We start from the raw sequence: 15264 nt of genomic DNA on the forward strand, positions 1-15264 counted from the left end.
AAGGATATGAGGCACAGGGTGGATCACCGCTCAGCCCACCCCGAAAACTTCGGGAAAAGACGCAGTTGCCGCGTCCAGATCAATGACCAACAATGCATCATAGCTAGCCTGGTCGAAGGGATCTTCGGCTGGCACGACCTCACGCTCAAACAGCCAGCTCAGCCGCCCTGCATCCAGATTGCCGCGTTCAAAGGGCTGATCCCCGAAGTTCTGCCAAAGAGCCTCCATAAAGGCGGCATCTGCGCGACGGTCCGCAGGTTTGCGGTCGCGGAACCGCTCACGCCGGGTGATCGGCGTCACGCCCTTAGGGTTGGCACGGCGGATAGTGAATTGAAAATCCGTCCCTGGCAGACGGCCCGGAAAACCCCGATGCTTCAACATCCTGACACCTCGTTGACTGCTGTCATCGGGAATAAGAATTCGCACCCGAAAGGGGAAAAAGTCATAGCGCGCACCTCCAAAGCCGCATCCGTTGTCTGAGATGCTCTGCTTTCATTACGACAGATCATGGTCAGAGCCCCTCCCAGATACACCGGGACTGCTCCAGCCGGTAGGCTTCGAAAAACTGAGTAGCATCGGGGGCGGCATCGCCGAATTGGATCGGGCGGTCGGACAGTGAAATCACAACCAAGGCCGGGTCCAAATCATGCTGGGCGACATAGGCAACCGCCAGCGTCTGGCACAGATGCTCCATATCGTTCGAGGCCACGTCATAGCCGATCCGCCCAACCGTCGCGCCGATTTTCGGGGCGATGAACCGGAACCGCACCCACAGCTCACCCGGGTTGTTGTCCAACAGAACGTCGCTCAGATGCACGGGTTGGCCTGAGGGCACGGGCAGAGAGGTTTCGGCCACTGAAATGCTTGGCAGAGATAGGATGCTAAACATCAGACCCAAGGCGCGACCCCGGACCCGCCGATGGCAGGCTCCTCCTTCCGGGATCGCGCGCGCAGTGCTATGTGCCCGCGCGGTTCTATGTCTGATGGATCGGATCATTCGACGATTTTTCGCTCGTTGTCAATTCTGCCTTGATTTCGGGCAAATTGCGGAGGGGTACCGCAATTTTCGGCGGATTTGGGTGGGTCGCCCCACCCGCACGCTCAGAGAGGGATGTTATCGTGCTTTTTCCACGGGTTTTTCAACTGCTTGCCGCGCAAGCTGGCAAAAGCCCGTGAGACACGACGGCGCGTTGATTGCGGCATGATCACCTCATCCACAAAGCCGCGCTCAGCCGCCACAAACGGGTTGGCGAAACGGTCTTCGTAGTCGGCAACATGCTGCGCGGTCTTCTCAGCGTCGCCGAGGTCAGCACGATGGATGATCTCGGTCGCGCCTTTCGCACCCATTACCGCGATCTCGGCCGTGGGCCACGCATAGTTGAAATCACCACGCAGGTGCTTCGAGGCCATCACAACATAAGCACCACCGTAAGCCTTACGGGTGATAACAGTCACTTTCGGCACAGTCGCTTCGCCATACGCATAAAGCAGCTTGGCACCATGCTTGATCACGCCGCTATATTCCTGCTGCGTTCCGGGCAAGAAGCCGGGCACGTCCACCAGCGTCAGAATCGGGATCTCGAAACAGTCACAGAAGCGCACGAAACGCGCCGCCTTGCGTGAGCTGTCGATATCCAGACATCCAGCCAGAACCATGGGCTGGTTCGCCACAACACCGACAGTCTGACCCTCAAGGCGGATGAAGCCGGTGACGATGTTCTTGGCGAAGTCTTCCTGAATCTCGTAAAAATCGCCTTCATCCGCGATCTTCGTGATCAGTTCCTTCATGTCGTACGGTGTGTTCGGATTGTCCGGAACCAAAGTATCCAACGAGGTTTCGACACGGTTGGGATCGTCAAAGAAAGGCCGAACCGGAGGTTTTTCCTGGTTGTTGAGCGGTAGGAAGTCGACCAGCCGGCGCACCTCGGCCAAAGCTTCGACATCGTTTTCAAACGCTCCATCCGCGACCGAGGACTTCTTGGTATGCGTTGAAGCCCCACCCAGCTCCTCAGCCGTAACTACCTCATTCGTGACGGTCTTCACCACGTCCGGGCCGGTGACGAACATGTAGGACGTGTCCTTCACCATGAAGATAAAGTCCGTCATCGCCGGGCTGTACACCGCGCCACCCGCACAGGGCCCCATGATCACGCTGATCTGAGGAACCACGCCCGATGCAGTAATGTTGCGTTGGAACACTTCGGCATATCCGGCAAGCGAGGCAACGCCTTCCTGGATTCGCGCACCACCCGAGTCGTTGATCCCGATGATCGGCGCGCCGTTCTGCACGGCCATATCCATGATCTTGCAGATTTTCTGCGCATGCGTTTCCGACAGCGAGCCACCAAACACAGTGAAATCCTGGCTAAATACATAGACCATACGGCCATTGATCGTGCCCCAGCCGGTGACCACACCATCCCCGGCAGGCTTTTGTTTTTCCATCCCGAATTCGGTGCAACGATGGCTGACAAACATGTCAAATTCTTCAAAACTGCCTTCGTCCAGCAGCAGCTCGATCCGCTCGCGCGCGGTCAACTTGCCTCGCCCATGCTGCGCGTCGATCCGTTTTTGCCCACCACCCAGACGGGCCGCGTTGCGGCGTTCTTCAAGCTCGGAAAGGATGTCTTTCATGGCGATAGTCCCCTGTGAAATCTGACCGGACCCTACAGTGAGCAACCCTTCAGCCAAAGTTTTTTTCGGCAAATTTGCAAAGTTTTGAAAATCTCATTTGCTCAAACTGTAAATTTGCGAATTATTGCCCGTTGCATCAAGCATCTGGCCTTTGCCTACTCAACAGCTATACAAGCGAACCATGCAGTTCAGAACGTCGTCGGCTTATCGCACACCACCCACAATCGGCACTTTAGTTCTTCTCTCGGGACTGTCGGCGCTGAGCATGAATCTATTTCTGCCAAGCCTGCCGAACATGGCCCTGCATTTCGACACGCATTACAAGGTCATGCAACTGTCGATCGCCCTTTACCTGCTAGTAAACGCGGTCCTGCAGATCATCATCGGGCCAATTGCAGACAAGGCGGGACGACGCCCCGTTTTGCTTTGGGGACTCGCGCTCTTTCTACTGGCGACACTTGGCTGTATCTATGCACCAACAGCCGAGGTGTTCCTACTTTTCCGCATGTGTCAGGCGGTCGTGGTGGTCGGGATGGTCCTCAGTCGGGCCGCGGTTCGGGACATGTATGATCAGGATCAGGCGGCTTCGATGATCGGCTATGTCACCATGGGAATGGCTGTTGTCCCGATGATTGGCCCGGCCATAGGCGGGTTACTGGAAGAGAGCTTTGGCTGGAAAGCCAATTTCTGGCTGCCCTTCGCTTTGGGCGCCCTGACCCTTGCCTTGACCTATGTCGATTTCGGGGAAACCTCAGCCAAAAGCGGTAAAACCCTGCTGCAGCAATTTCGCGAATACCCTGAACTGCTCATGTCTCCCCGGTTCTGGGGCTACTCCCTCTCCTCTGCGTGCTCGTCCGGCGCGTTCTTTGCCTATCTGGGCGGCGCACCCTTCATCGGAACCGAAGTCTTTGGCATGAGCGCGGCCGAAGTCGGTATCTATTTCGGCGCACCCGCGTTGGGCTATTTTTTGGGTAACTTTTTCAGCGGGCGGTATTCGGTCAGGTTCGGCATCAACCGCATGGTGCTTTGGGGAACCTGGCTGAACGCCGCAGGCGTCGCCCTGTCTGCCGCGTTGTTCCTGACCGGCTTCGGAACAGCGCTCAGCTTTTTCGGCTTCATGACGTTCGTCGGATTGGGCAATGGAATGACGATCCCAAACGCAACATCTGGCGCCCTGTCCGTACGGCCACATCTGGCCGCCACCGCCTCGGGCCTCAGCGGCGCCATCATGCTGGGCGGAGGAGCAGGCCTGAGCGCACTGGCAGGAGCTTTGCTGACCGTTGAAACAGGCGCAATGCCCCTGCTCTGGCTTATGTTGGTCACGGCGATCCTTGCTATCGCCGCCATTGCTTCGGTCATTTGGCGCGAACGACAATTGGGCCTCTAAGCCGCCTTGCCCCCGGGAGTTTGCAAAGTTAACGTACCAAAATAGAAAATTTGCAAAGGCACACCCATGGCCACTCAAAAACTCTATGCCGGCGCCAAACTGCGAGAAATGCGCACGCGCCTAACACTGACTCAAAAGGAGTTTGCCACAAAACTGGGTGTTTCCTTGCCCTACCTGAACCAAATGGAGAACAACAACCGGCCGATCTCAACCACGGTCGTTTTGGCTTTGGCGCAGGAATTCGGCATGGACGTGACCGAACTGAGTACGGGCGACAGCGAGCGGCTGGTCTCGGATATGCGCGAGGCGCTGGCCGATCCGGTCTTTGCCGACGACATCCCCCCTCTGGCCGATCTGCGCCTGACCGCCTCAAACGCTCCTGCCCTTGCCCGTGCCTTTATTGAGTTGCACCGAAGCTATCGCCAAACCCACGAACGCCTCGCCTCACTAGACGAAGCACTAGGCCGCGAAGACTCCCGCACCCAAGCCAGCCCATGGGAGGAAGTTCGCGACTTCTTCCACTATTGCGACAACTATATCGACGCGGTTGACCGTGCAGCCGAACTGTTCGCCAAACGAGCCGACGGCCCTGGCGGTATCCGTCAGGCCGCGCTTCAAAGCCTGGAAGAACGCGGCATTCAAGTGATCTTCTCAGACATCAACCCGTTGCGCAGCTACGACAAGGAAAGCAGAACCCTTCGCCTGTCCTCGCGCGCTGCACCCCAAACGCAGGTCTTTCAATTGTTGCTTCAGGTTGCCCTGATCAGCCAGGACAAGCTGTTGGAAGCGACGCTCGACTTCGCCAAATTCCAGAGTGAAGAGGCCCGCGCTATCGCCAAAATCGGCCTTGCCAACTACTTCGCCGGCGCGTCCCTGATGCCCTACAGCGCGTTTCTTGCCGCCGCCCAAGAAGACCGGCATGATCTGGAAATGCTCAGCAACCGGTTTGGTGCCTCGATCGAACAAGTCGCGCACCGCTTGTCCACGTTGCAGCGCCCCGGCGCAAAAGGCATCCCGTTCTTCTTCGTCCGCGTGGATCAGGCCGGAACGATCACCAAACGCCACTCGGCTACGCGGCTTCAATTTGCCCGTTTTGGCGGTGCCTGCCCGTTGTGGAACGTCCACCGCGCTTTCGAAACACCGGGGCATTTCCTGCGGCAACTGGCGGAAACACCGGACGGCGTCCGCTACATTTCACTAGCAAGGGATGTGTCAAAACCCGGCGGCTCATTCGGTGCGCCGGTGCGCCGCTATGCCATCGCACTGGGCTGCGAAACCCGCCACGCCGAAGCCTTGGTCTATGCAGACAATCTGGATATCAACAACGCCAGCGCCTATGAACCGATCGGCATTTCCTGCCGCATCTGCGAGCGCGCCAATTGTCACCAACGCTCGGTTCCGCCACTGGAACGACGGCTGGCCATCGACACTCATACCCGAGGCACACTGCCCTACGAGGTCACTTGATCTTCATCTGGCCAAAAATATCCCGGGGGTGCGGGGGCAGAGCCCCCGCTGTCGGGCTCAAGCCTTGGACACGATCGCCCAGATCTCGTCCTTGAGCGCGGCGCGTTTCTTGCGCATCTCGCCCTCGGCGAGCTCTTCCACCGGCTCTATATTGGTTTCGGCGCGGTGAACGCGGCGGTTGATTTCGTGATACTCATCAGCCAAACGCGCAAAATGAGCGTCCGTCTGCTTGAGCTGGCTCATCACCTCAACCTTGTCCGGAAACTCTTCGGCCAGTTCATGCGGGGTGTGGGACATTCCTGTTCGCTCCTGAATAAATGTCGTTGCGATTCAGGTTTATCGGATGTCGCCCCACCCCACTTTGACGCGGATCAAATCAGCGCTGTGCGACCTCCCATTGCGGGTGAATCCACGGGCGATCATTGGCCTTCGGCAGCACATCCTTACCCAGCAGGTGATCCGACATCTTTTCACCCACCATGATCGACGGCGCGTTGAGGTTGCCATTGGTGATCTGCGGGAAGATCGAGCTGTCAGCCACGCGCAAACCATCTACGCCGATCACGCGACCTTCGGGGTCGACCACAGCGTTCTTGTCATCCGCGCGCCCCATCCGGCAGGTACCACAGGGGTGATAGGCGCTTTCAGCATGCTCTGCGATGAAGGCATTCAGTTCCTCATCCGTCTGCACCGAGGCGCCGGGCTGGATCTCCTTGCCCGCATAGGGTTTGAAGGCGTCCTGACCAAAGATCTCACGGGTGAGGCGGATACATTTGCGGAAGTCTTCCCAATCTTTTTCGTGGCTCATGTAGTTGAACCGGATCACCGGCGCGTCTTCAGCGTTTTTCGACCGCAAAGTCACAGCCCCACGCGAAGGAGACCGCATCGGCCCCACATGCGCCTGGAACCCGTGCCCCTCGGCCGCGGCCTGACCGTCATAGCGCACTGCAATCGGCAGGAAGTGGTACTGGATGTCGGGGTATTCAACACCTGGGTTCGACCGGATGAACGCCGCGCTCTCGAACTGGTTCGAGGCCCCAAGACCGGTTTTGGTGAACAGCCATTGCGCCCCAATCAGACCTTTGCTGAACAGGTTCCAGTGTTTGTACAGCGTGATCGGCTGCAACGAGGCTTGCTGGATATACAGCTCCAGATGGTCCTGCAGGTTTGCGCCCACGCCCGGACGATCAGCAACAACGTCGATACCATGCTCCGCCAGATGCGACGCCGACCCGATACCCGAGAGCATCAGCAGTTTGGGCGAGTTGATCGACGAGGCCGCCAGAACAACCTCACGCCGGGCCCGAATGACCTCTTTCTTGCCGCCACGCACCAGTTCGACACCAACTGCGCGGCCCTCTTCCATCACAACGCGCGACGCCAATCCCTTGACGAGGTCGCAGTTGGGACGTTTCAGAGCAGGTCGCAGATAAGCATTTGCCGCCGACCAGCGCCGTCCTTTCCAGACGGTCTGCTCCATCGGGCCAAAACCTTCCTGCTTCTCGCCGTTATAGTCGCCCGTGACTTCATAGCCCGCTTGCTGACCTGCATCGACGAAGGCTTGGAACAGAGGGTTTTTGCGCGGACCGCGTGACACATGCAGCGGACCATCCTTGCCGCGCCATTCCGGGTCACCGCCATGGCCGCCATCATGCCAGTTTTCCATGCGTTTGTAGTAAGGCAGCACATCCGCATAAGACCAGCCATCCGCCCCCATATCGGCCCAAGTGTCAAAATCCCGCGCGTGGCCGCGCACATAGACCATACCATTGATCGACGACGAGCCACCGATCACCTTGCCACGCGGACAGGCCATCCGGCGGTTGTTCATGTTGGGTTCGGGTTCCGAGCTGAATCCCCAGTCATAAAGCGACATATTCATCGGATAGCTCAGCGCCGCGGGCATCTGAATAAAGGGCCCGGCATCCGTGCCCCCGTGTTCGATCACCAGGACCGAGGCCCCGGCCTCGCTCAGGCGATAGGCCATCGCACAGCCGGCAGAGCCAGCACCCACAATGACAAAATCTGCTTCCATTTCACGTCTCCATAGATCCGCCGTGAGAGGTTTCGAAACCTGCTCTGCCTCCGGCGGGCGTATTTTTAAAAAAGAAGAAGAGGTCACTCGCCGCGCGGGAACCGCTGGCTTTCCTCGACGATATTCAAGTCCATGTGGTTGCGCATGTAGCGCTCGGATGCCTTTTGCAGCGGCTGGTAGTCCCACGGGTAATAACCACCTTGCCGCAACGCCTCGTAGACAACCCAGCGGCGCGCCTGACTGGCGCGGACATCCGCATCAAACCGGTCCAGGTCCCAGCGCGCCTCGGACTTCGCCCGCAGCGTTTGCAAGGTCCCAGAGTGCGCGGGGTCATCGGCGAGGTTGTTCTGTTCATGCGGGTCGGCCTCAAGATCAAACAGCTGATCGGGGTCCAGCGCGCAACGATTGTATTTCCACTTGCCATAGCGCAACGAGACCAGCGGCGCATAGGAGGCCTCGGCCGCGTATTCCATCGCCACGGGGGCTGTCCGCTCTTGCCCTTTGGCCAGAGGCACGAGGTCCTCGCCATCCGTCCATGGGGCAATCTCGGCCATATCAACACCAGCCAAAGAGCCCAGAGTCGGGGTCACGTCGATGGTCGACACAGGTGTTTCGATCAGGCCTGCAGGTAAATCCGGGGCGGAGATCATCAGTGGCACGCGCGACGAGCCCTCGAAGAACGTCATCTTGAACCACAACCCGCGTTCGCCCAGCATGTCGCCATGGTCCGAGACAAACATGATGATCGCCTCTTGGCGTGTCGTCTCCAGCACTTCGAGGATCTCGCCGATCTTGTCATCCAGATAGGAGATATTGGCGAAATACGCGCGGCGCGACTTGCGGATATCTTCTTCGGTGATGTCGAAGCTGCGCCAGTCGTTGGCGTCGAAAATACGCTTGGAATGCGGGTCCTGATTGTCATAGCCAAGATCAGCGATCTCGGGCAGCAGATGTTCGCAATCCTCATAAAGATCCCAGTATTTACGGCGCGCGACATAGGGGTCATGAGGATGCGTGAAGCTGACGGTCATAGCCCACGGACGGTCGTCCTTGCCGCGCGCCAGATCATAGAGCTTGGCCTTGGCGTGGTAAGCGACCTCGTCGTCATATTCCATCTGGTTCGAGATTTCGGCCACACCCGCGCCGGTGACGGAACCCATGTTGTGATACCACCAGTCGATCCGCTCACCCGGTTTACGGTAATCCGGAGTCCAACCGAAATCAGCGGGGTAGATATCGGTAGTCAGGCGGTCTTCGAACCCGTGCAACTGGTCTGGCCCGACAAAATGCATCTTGCCCGACAGACAGGTGTAGTACCCCGCGCGGCGCAGATGGTGGGCATAGGTCGGGATGTCACTGCGGAACTCGGCGGCGTTGTCGTATACCCCCGTGCGTGCAGGCAACTGACCCGACATAAAGCTTGCCCGCCCCGGCGCGCAAAGCGGTGAGGCCGTGTAGGCATTGGCAAAACGGGTCGAGCGTTCGGCCAGTTTCTTCAGGTTCGGCGCGTGCAACCAGTCGGCCGGACCATCGGGAAACAAGGTGCCGTTCAGCTGATCCACCATCAGGATCAGAATGTTTGGTTTTGTCATTTTTCGCCCTCGAGCAGAGTATTCAGGACGCGCAAGGCGTGATTTGCAGCCAGCTGAGGCTCTTCCGGGGCGCTCAGCGCCGAGTGGATATACAGCCCGTCGATCAAGGCGATCATGGTCTCGGCCGCGTTGACCGGTTCGGCAATTTGCGGGCGCAGCGCATGGATCAGGTTCGAGCGGATGCGCGCCTGATAAACCTTCCAAAGCCGCAGCGCATCGTCATTGGTTTGCGCAAGGACATAGAATGTCATCCACGCGGCAATCACGTCCGGGGTAAAACACGAATGGGCAAAACAGGCGCGGATGATGGCCTGAGCCCGTTGGTCAGGGGCTGCGGCGGCCAGTTCGGTCCGGGCTTCCGTACCGAAATCCGTCAGGATTTGCCGCATGGCGGCCAGAAAGATCTGATCCTTACCGCCAAAATAATGATGCGCCAGCGCGCTGGACATGCCCGCGCGTTTGGCGATCTGGCTAACGGTCACATCCAGAGATTTCTGCACGCCCAATTCGGCAATCGTCGCACGAACGATCGCATCACGGCGTATAGGCTCCATTCCGACTTTTGGCATCGCGTCCCCCTGGGCAACAGGATTTCCCGACGACGCTAGGCGCTTTTTATTGACTCGTCAATCAATCTCGTTTTCGGACGGATGTTTTCATGCTTTGGGTGCAAAAGCCGATGGTGTCACATCGCGTTTGTTCAGCATCGCTTCGCGCCAGGAAATAAAGCTGACGGCGGTCAGGATCAACGTACCGCCAGCCACGACCCAGATGTCAACGCTTTCGTGGAACACCAAGGCACCAACAATCGTCGCCCAGATTAGCTGCAGGAAGGTGACGGGTTGTGTGACCGCAACCGGGGCGGCCTGCAGAGCCAATGTCATGAAATAATGCCCTGCCGTTGCAAAGCTTGCGACCAGAAACAGCACCCCGATGTCCCGCAGAGTGGGCGGCGACCAGACAGCGATTGCAAAGGGGATCAATGCTAATGTCACCCAGATCGAAAGATGGGCCACCACGACCGAGGGCGGGATATCCCGCACCAGCAGTTTGGCCAGCAGGTAGGAGCCACCCAGCGTCAGCGCCGTTCCCAGCATGGCCAGATGCCCGCTGGACACCTCGCGGAAGCCGGGGCGCAGAATGATCAGCACGCCAATCAGGGCGACCAGAATGGCAGCCAACCGGCGAAAGGCCAGCTTCTCACCCAGAAACAGGGCCGCGCCAAGGGTGACATAAACCGGGGTCATGTAGTTCATGGCCGTCACCTCGGCCAAAGGAATGCGTGTCATCGCGTAGAACCACAGCATGACCGCCACCCCGTGGATGACCCCTCTTAGCCCGAATAATGAAAGATCGCGCTTGCTCAACCGCGTTGCCAGGATCGACCGCAGAGCAGGCAACAGAAACACCAACCCGAGGACATAGCGCAAAAACGCGGCCTGAATCGGGTCCATAGTCGAGCCGAGTGATTTCACCAGCGCTGTCATCACCACAAAGGCCAGACCCGCAGCAAACATCCAGAACATTCCCACTACGGGGCGCGAAGGGGCGGAAGCTGTTGTCATGGTCCCGGTTGAACACCGAAATCACCGGCAGAACAACCCTTCACATGACAAGTAACTTCCACGCAATTCCCAGCATCACAATCCCAATCAGCGCGTCCAGCACCTGCCATGCGCGTGGGCGTGCGAAAAACGGCGATAGAATCCTGGCCCCGTAGCCCAGCGTGAAGAAGAAAACAAAGCTTGAGGTCACGGCCCCAATGGCAAAGCTGAACCGGTCGTCATACTGGGCCGAGATCGAGCCGATTAGCACCACGGTATCCAGATAGACATGCGGATTCAGCCAGGTGAAGGCCAGCACGGTCAGCATCGCCGACCGCAGGCTTGTGCGTTGGCTCTCGCCCAGTTCCATCACCGCGCCGCCCTGCCAGGCCGACCACAGGCTGCGCAGCCCGTACCATGTCAGAAACACGGCGCCGCCAAAGCGCATCACCGTCTCGAACCATGGCGCGGCCTGTGCCAGCGTGCCAAACCCGGCAATCCCGGCGGTAATCAGGATCGCGTCCGATACGGCACAGGTCAGGCACAGGATAAACACATGCTCGCGCCGCAGACCCTGCCTGAGGATGAACGCATTCTGCGCACCAATGGCCAGAATCAGGCTGAAGCTAAGAACAAAACCAGCAATGAGGGGGGCGGACATGAAACCTCCTGTCGTTTGAAGGTTTGACTAGCGGCTTCGCCGCGGCCTATCAAATTAAAGATACTGAACAGGATTAAGTCTGACTAATGCTGATCGATCCACATCACCTGAACGCGCTGGCCGCGATTCTGCGGCATGGGAGCTTTGACGCCGCCGCCTCTGAGCTGTCCGTCACGCCCTCGGCAATATCCCAGCGGATCAAAGCGTTGGAGGATCGCATCGGTACCAGCCTGATCAATCGCGGCTCCCCCTGCACCGCCACGCCTGCCGGGCTGCGGATTGCCAAACATGCCGAGGATATCGGACTGCTGGAGTCCCAACTTGCACGCGAATTGACCTTGGAGAGCGGCCCCGGTCCGGCGCGGGTGCGCATCGCCCTTCCGGCCGATGTTCTGGCTGCGTGGTTCATCGATGTGATGACGCAGGTGCCGGACCTGCTGTTCGATCTCGTGATCGACGATCAGGAGCATTCGGCAGACTGGCTACGCCGGGGCGAGGTTAGCGCCGCAATCACGGTCGGAGGGCAACCGGTCACTGGATGTGATACGCATGCCCTTGGCGCGATGCGGTATCTCGCGACGGCAAGCCCGGAGTTCACCACGCACTGGTTCAGTGAGGGATTGTCCGCGCGGTCGCTGGCAAAAGCGCCCTGCCTTGTATTCAACCGCAAGGACAGCCTTCAGCGGGTCTGGATATCCAATCAAACCGGGCAGCGACTGTCGCCACCTTCGCATTTCGTCCCTTCCTCCCATGGGTTTGTCGACGCCGCTATTGCTGGATTGGGTTGGGGCATGAACCCCGAGCCCTTGGTACGCGAAGCGTTGCGGGACGGAAGGCTTTGCGAAGTCGCGCCCGATGCGCCTTTGGACGTGCCCCTCAATTGGCAGGTTGGTCGCGTGTTGTCATCTGCCCTAACCCCCTTGACCAAAGCCGTAAAACGGGGCGCTGCAAAGGCCTTGATCCCGGATGCCGACCGCCAGATAAAGGGCAAAAATCCGGAGTAAGAAGATGTTCTCACGCGATGCGCTCAGCTATGATCCGATCCCTCTGCCCGACCGGTGCGAGATGAGCGATGCCGAGATGCAGCAGGCCGCTCAAGCATTCTACGACAAGATGCGCCAGCGCCATACCGTTCGAGATTTCATCGACCGCCCCGTTGATCGCGAAGTGATTGAGACCTGCTTGCGGACCGCAGGCACCGCGCCATCCGGGGCTAACCACCAGCCATGGCATTTTGCCGCCATCGCTGACCCGGCTTTTAAACAGCACATCCGGGAAGAGGCCGAGGAAGAAGAGCGTCGCTTCTATGCCGGCGGCGCAGGGGATGAGTGGATCAAAGCGCTGGAGCCCATCGGCACCAACGCTGTCAAAGAACACCTGACCATTGCCCCTTGGCTGATCGTGGTTTTCGCCCAGCGCTGGGGTGAGTTCGAGGATGGAACGCGGTACAAAAACTACTACGTCCCCGAAAGCGTCAACATCGCAACGGGCTTTCTGTTGGCTGCCCTGCATCACGCCGGGCTTTCTTCACTGACGCACACGCCGAACCCGATGAAATTCCTGAATGACGCGCTGGGGCGCCCAGCATCGGAAAAGCCCAAATTGATCATCGCTGTTGGCCACCCATCAGAGGCCGCGACTGTCCCCTCCGTTGCCAAGATGAAGAAACCTCTAGACGAGATTTCGTCGTTCTTCTGATTGGGCCTCTGGTGACTTCAGCCGCCCTGCAAATCAGGTGTCGCTGGCTTGGGCAAGACGACCATGTAACAGGCAGCGGTTGCGACCAGACTGCACAGAACAATGAACGCAACCGCCAGCGAAACCTCATGCATATGCGCGACCGCTGCCAAAGCGGCTGACATTGCAACAGCGGTCAGGCGTGCGATGCTTTTGATCGCGGCAGAGGCCTGAACCCGCTGCTCTTTCGGGGCGACGTCAAGAAAGTAGAGCTTGCGCGCGCTGCTGATCCCCGTGACGGCAACCGTTGCGATGAACAGGGCAATTGCGTGCAAGTGAACTTCGTGGTCGATGCCCAAATAGTGAAACGCCAATAGGACGATCCCTGTAATTGCGACCATCAAAGTCCCTGCGACCATGACGGTACGGTGGGATTTCATGTTTAACAGCTGCCAAAGCGGGGCCGAGACTAGATAGCCAGACGCCGAAGACACAATCATCGCGGTCAGCCCCTTGGCCGAGCTGTGATGCGCCTCGGCCGCGATCAGGGCAAAGAACGGCACCGACAAGGACACCACGACAAGCGGCATGCGCATGAACAGGTATCGGCGAAACCAAGCATGTTCGAACATACTGAAGATGGACTTGATATTGGCTTTCAAAGACAGGCCCAAGTGTTTCGCTTCATTGGCTTCTGAACTGTTGGCTTTGCGGATCTCAAACATCGCGAGGATCGACAGGGCAGACAGTAAAAAGAACGTGGCGGAGACAGCGATGACGGCTGAGTGGCGTGAAAACGGCGGATTGTCCTTGGTCAACTCATGCAACAAAAGCGCCAACCCTATGGCGCCCAGCCCACCGGCCCCCAATTGCAAATACTGCATCACCATTCGGGATTTCGAATGCACATGATCGCCCAGTAGATCGGTTAACATGAGGTTCTGCACCTCATCGATAAGCCCGATCAGGAAAAAGACTGCAATGAAGGCAATAGCGATCAGCGGCACGATGCCTGTGGCGGCTACCCCCATGGCGACCAAAAGGCAGGTTCCGATTGCGATTTCGGTCATCGCAATCCCGCGTTTCTTCTCGGGCCGCGCGGCAATCGAACGGGCCAGAAAGAAATCCGCGATCATGCTGCCGACCATGCGAACCGAGACCAACGCCCCGGCGATGAACATCGGCAACTCGAAAGAGACCGCCAGAAACGGCAAAACCACCGACGGGCTTCCTAGCGTCCACGCGACCTGAGACAGAATGCTCTGCCCGGCCAGGACCGGGACATTGCGTTTTGCCAGATCTGACGGGTCACGCGCCATGTATCACTCTGGCATCAAAGCCAGCCCTTTTGTTTTCTCGCCCACATTTCAAAGAGTAATCGCTTGAGGCTGATCAGCCAAGCAACACTTCGGAGGCTGAAAAACAAAAGCCCGACCAAACGGGCCGGGCTTTCAGGTACCAGATGTCTGGTGCGATCAGAGCTGCGCCATGACCTCATCGGTCGCTTCGAAATTGGTTGTCACACGCTGAACGTCATCGTCATCTTCCAGCGCATCGACCAGCTTCATCAGCTTCTGCATGTCTTCCAGACCCAGCTCAGTGGTCGTGGTTGGTTTCCAGACCAGCTTGGTGGATTCGGATTCGCCCAAAGCCTCTTCCAGCGCATTCGACACGTCGTTCAGATCGGTATCGGCGCACCAAATGATGTGACCATCTTCCGAGCTTTCGACATCCTCGGCACCTGCCTCGATCGCGGCTTCAAAGATAGTATCCGCGTCACCTGCATCCGCCTGATAAACCACCTCACCCTTGCGGTCGAACATGAACCCGACCGAGCCGGTTTCGCCCAGGTTTCCACCATTCTTGGAAAAGGTCGAGCGCACGGTCGAGGCCGTTCGGTTGCGGTTATCCGTCATGGTCTCGACGATCACTGCCACACCGTTGGGGCCGTAACCCTCGTACCGGATTTCTTCGTATTCGTCGCCTTCGCCTGCAACCGATTTCTTGATCGCGCGGTCGATCACGTCCTTGGGGACCGAGTTCGACTTGGCCTCTTTCACCGCCAGACGCAAGCGCGGGTTCTTGTCGGGATCGGGGTCGCCCATCTTGGCGGCCACGGTGATCTCTTTCGACAGTTTGGAAAACAGTTTGGACCGCGCGGCGTCCTGACGTCCCTTGCGGTGCTGGATATTGGCCCATTTGGAGTGGCCTGCCATGGTGCGTCCTCGTCATCATGTTAGCGTATTCGGCGCTCATATAGACGTTTG

At 58.4% G+C, this 15264-nt stretch carries 15 protein-coding genes; 4 read left to right on the top strand and 11 right to left on the bottom strand.

Translation table 11 applies throughout. The features are described from left to right. Positions 1-30: 30 nt before the first annotated feature. The 3 genes from ACR0AI_RS10620 to ACR0AI_RS10630 all read right to left on the bottom strand — a co-directional run bounded on the left by ACR0AI_RS10620 (position 31) and on the right by ACR0AI_RS10630 (position 2634). Positions 31-381: a hypothetical protein gene (locus ACR0AI_RS10620; RefSeq protein ID WP_480674157.1), complete on the bottom strand. Its 351-nt coding sequence runs from the start codon at positions 379-381 to the stop codon at positions 31-33. 130 nt (positions 382-511) lie between these two features. Beyond that, complete coding sequence (locus tag ACR0AI_RS10625; RefSeq protein ID WP_480554784.1) at positions 512-889, bottom strand: DUF6497 family protein; 378 nt, start codon at positions 887-889, stop codon at positions 512-514. A gap of 212 nt (positions 890-1101) precedes the next feature. Then, positions 1102-2634, bottom strand: a complete 1533-nt coding sequence (locus ACR0AI_RS10630) for an acyl-CoA carboxylase subunit beta (protein WP_480674155.1) — start codon at positions 2632-2634, stop codon at positions 1102-1104. Between the two features lie 181 nt (positions 2635-2815). Here ACR0AI_RS10630 and ACR0AI_RS10635 point away from each other — a divergent pair, with 181 nt between their 5' ends. Together ACR0AI_RS10635 and ACR0AI_RS10640 are read left to right on the top strand one after the other, a co-directional pair. Beyond that, positions 2816-4021, top strand: a complete 1206-nt coding sequence (locus ACR0AI_RS10635; protein ID WP_475220687.1) for a multidrug effflux MFS transporter — start codon at positions 2816-2818, stop codon at positions 4019-4021. A gap of 66 nt (positions 4022-4087) precedes the next feature. Beyond that, positions 4088-5488: a helix-turn-helix domain-containing protein gene (locus tag ACR0AI_RS10640; RefSeq protein WP_170378023.1), complete on the top strand. Its 1401-nt coding sequence runs from the start codon at positions 4088-4090 to the stop codon at positions 5486-5488. 57 nt (positions 5489-5545) lie between these two features. Here the strand turns inward: ACR0AI_RS10640 and ACR0AI_RS10645 are convergent, their stop codons facing one another. From ACR0AI_RS10645 to ACR0AI_RS10670, 6 genes are all read right to left on the bottom strand, one after another. Continuing rightward, positions 5546-5785 carry an HP1242/YdcH family protein gene (locus ACR0AI_RS10645; RefSeq protein ID WP_170378021.1) on the bottom strand — a complete coding sequence of 80 codons (240 nt, stop codon included), beginning with the start codon at positions 5783-5785 and terminating at the stop codon, positions 5546-5548. A gap of 79 nt (positions 5786-5864) precedes the next feature. Next, positions 5865-7523: a choline dehydrogenase gene (gene betA, locus ACR0AI_RS10650; RefSeq protein ID WP_480674152.1), complete on the bottom strand. Its 1659-nt coding sequence runs from the start codon at positions 7521-7523 to the stop codon at positions 5865-5867. An 83-nt stretch (positions 7524-7606) separates the two neighbouring features. Next, positions 7607-9115, bottom strand: coding sequence for a choline-sulfatase (betC, locus tag ACR0AI_RS10655; protein WP_480674150.1), 1509 nt, complete (start codon positions 9113-9115; stop codon positions 7607-7609). Then, the gene (gene betI / locus ACR0AI_RS10660; RefSeq protein ID WP_480674148.1) at positions 9112-9684 is read right to left on the bottom strand and encodes a choline-binding transcriptional repressor BetI; all 573 of its coding nucleotides are present in this window, start codon (positions 9682-9684) and stop codon (positions 9112-9114) included. The genes betC and betI overlap by 4 nt, the downstream gene beginning before the upstream one ends. An 87-nt stretch (positions 9685-9771) precedes the next feature. Further along, entirely contained in the window at positions 9772-10680 is a 909-nt protein-coding gene (locus ACR0AI_RS10665; RefSeq protein WP_170766030.1) for a DMT family transporter, read from the bottom strand. Between the two features lie 40 nt (positions 10681-10720). Then, entirely contained in the window at positions 10721-11320 is a 600-nt protein-coding gene (locus ACR0AI_RS10670; RefSeq protein WP_480674146.1) for a LysE/ArgO family amino acid transporter, read from the bottom strand. 86 nt (positions 11321-11406) lie between these two features. On the opposite strand from ACR0AI_RS10670, the gene ACR0AI_RS10675 reads away from it, so the two are divergent. Together ACR0AI_RS10675 and ACR0AI_RS10680 are read left to right on the top strand one after the other, a co-directional pair. Next, positions 11407-12324, top strand: a complete 918-nt coding sequence (locus ACR0AI_RS10675) for a LysR family transcriptional regulator ArgP (protein WP_480674144.1) — start codon at positions 11407-11409, stop codon at positions 12322-12324. Positions 12325-12328: 4 nt separating this feature from the next. Beyond that, positions 12329-13018 (top strand): nitroreductase family protein, encoded by a 690-nt coding sequence (locus ACR0AI_RS10680; RefSeq protein WP_480674142.1) that lies wholly within the window; start codon positions 12329-12331, stop codon positions 13016-13018. 17 nt (positions 13019-13035) lie between these two features. Here the strand turns inward: ACR0AI_RS10680 and ACR0AI_RS10685 are convergent, their stop codons facing one another. Both ACR0AI_RS10685 and ACR0AI_RS10690 read right to left on the bottom strand, forming a co-directional pair. Then, positions 13036-14316 carry an MFS transporter gene (locus tag ACR0AI_RS10685; protein WP_480674140.1) on the bottom strand — a complete coding sequence of 427 codons (1281 nt, stop codon included), beginning with the start codon at positions 14314-14316 and terminating at the stop codon, positions 13036-13038. 156 nt (positions 14317-14472) lie between these two features. Continuing rightward, entirely contained in the window at positions 14473-15213 is a 741-nt protein-coding gene (locus ACR0AI_RS10690) for a YebC/PmpR family DNA-binding transcriptional regulator (protein WP_170352472.1), read from the bottom strand. Positions 15214-15264: the final 51 nt, after the last annotated feature.

Source organism: Ruegeria sp. BG3 (genome assembly GCF_056538485.1).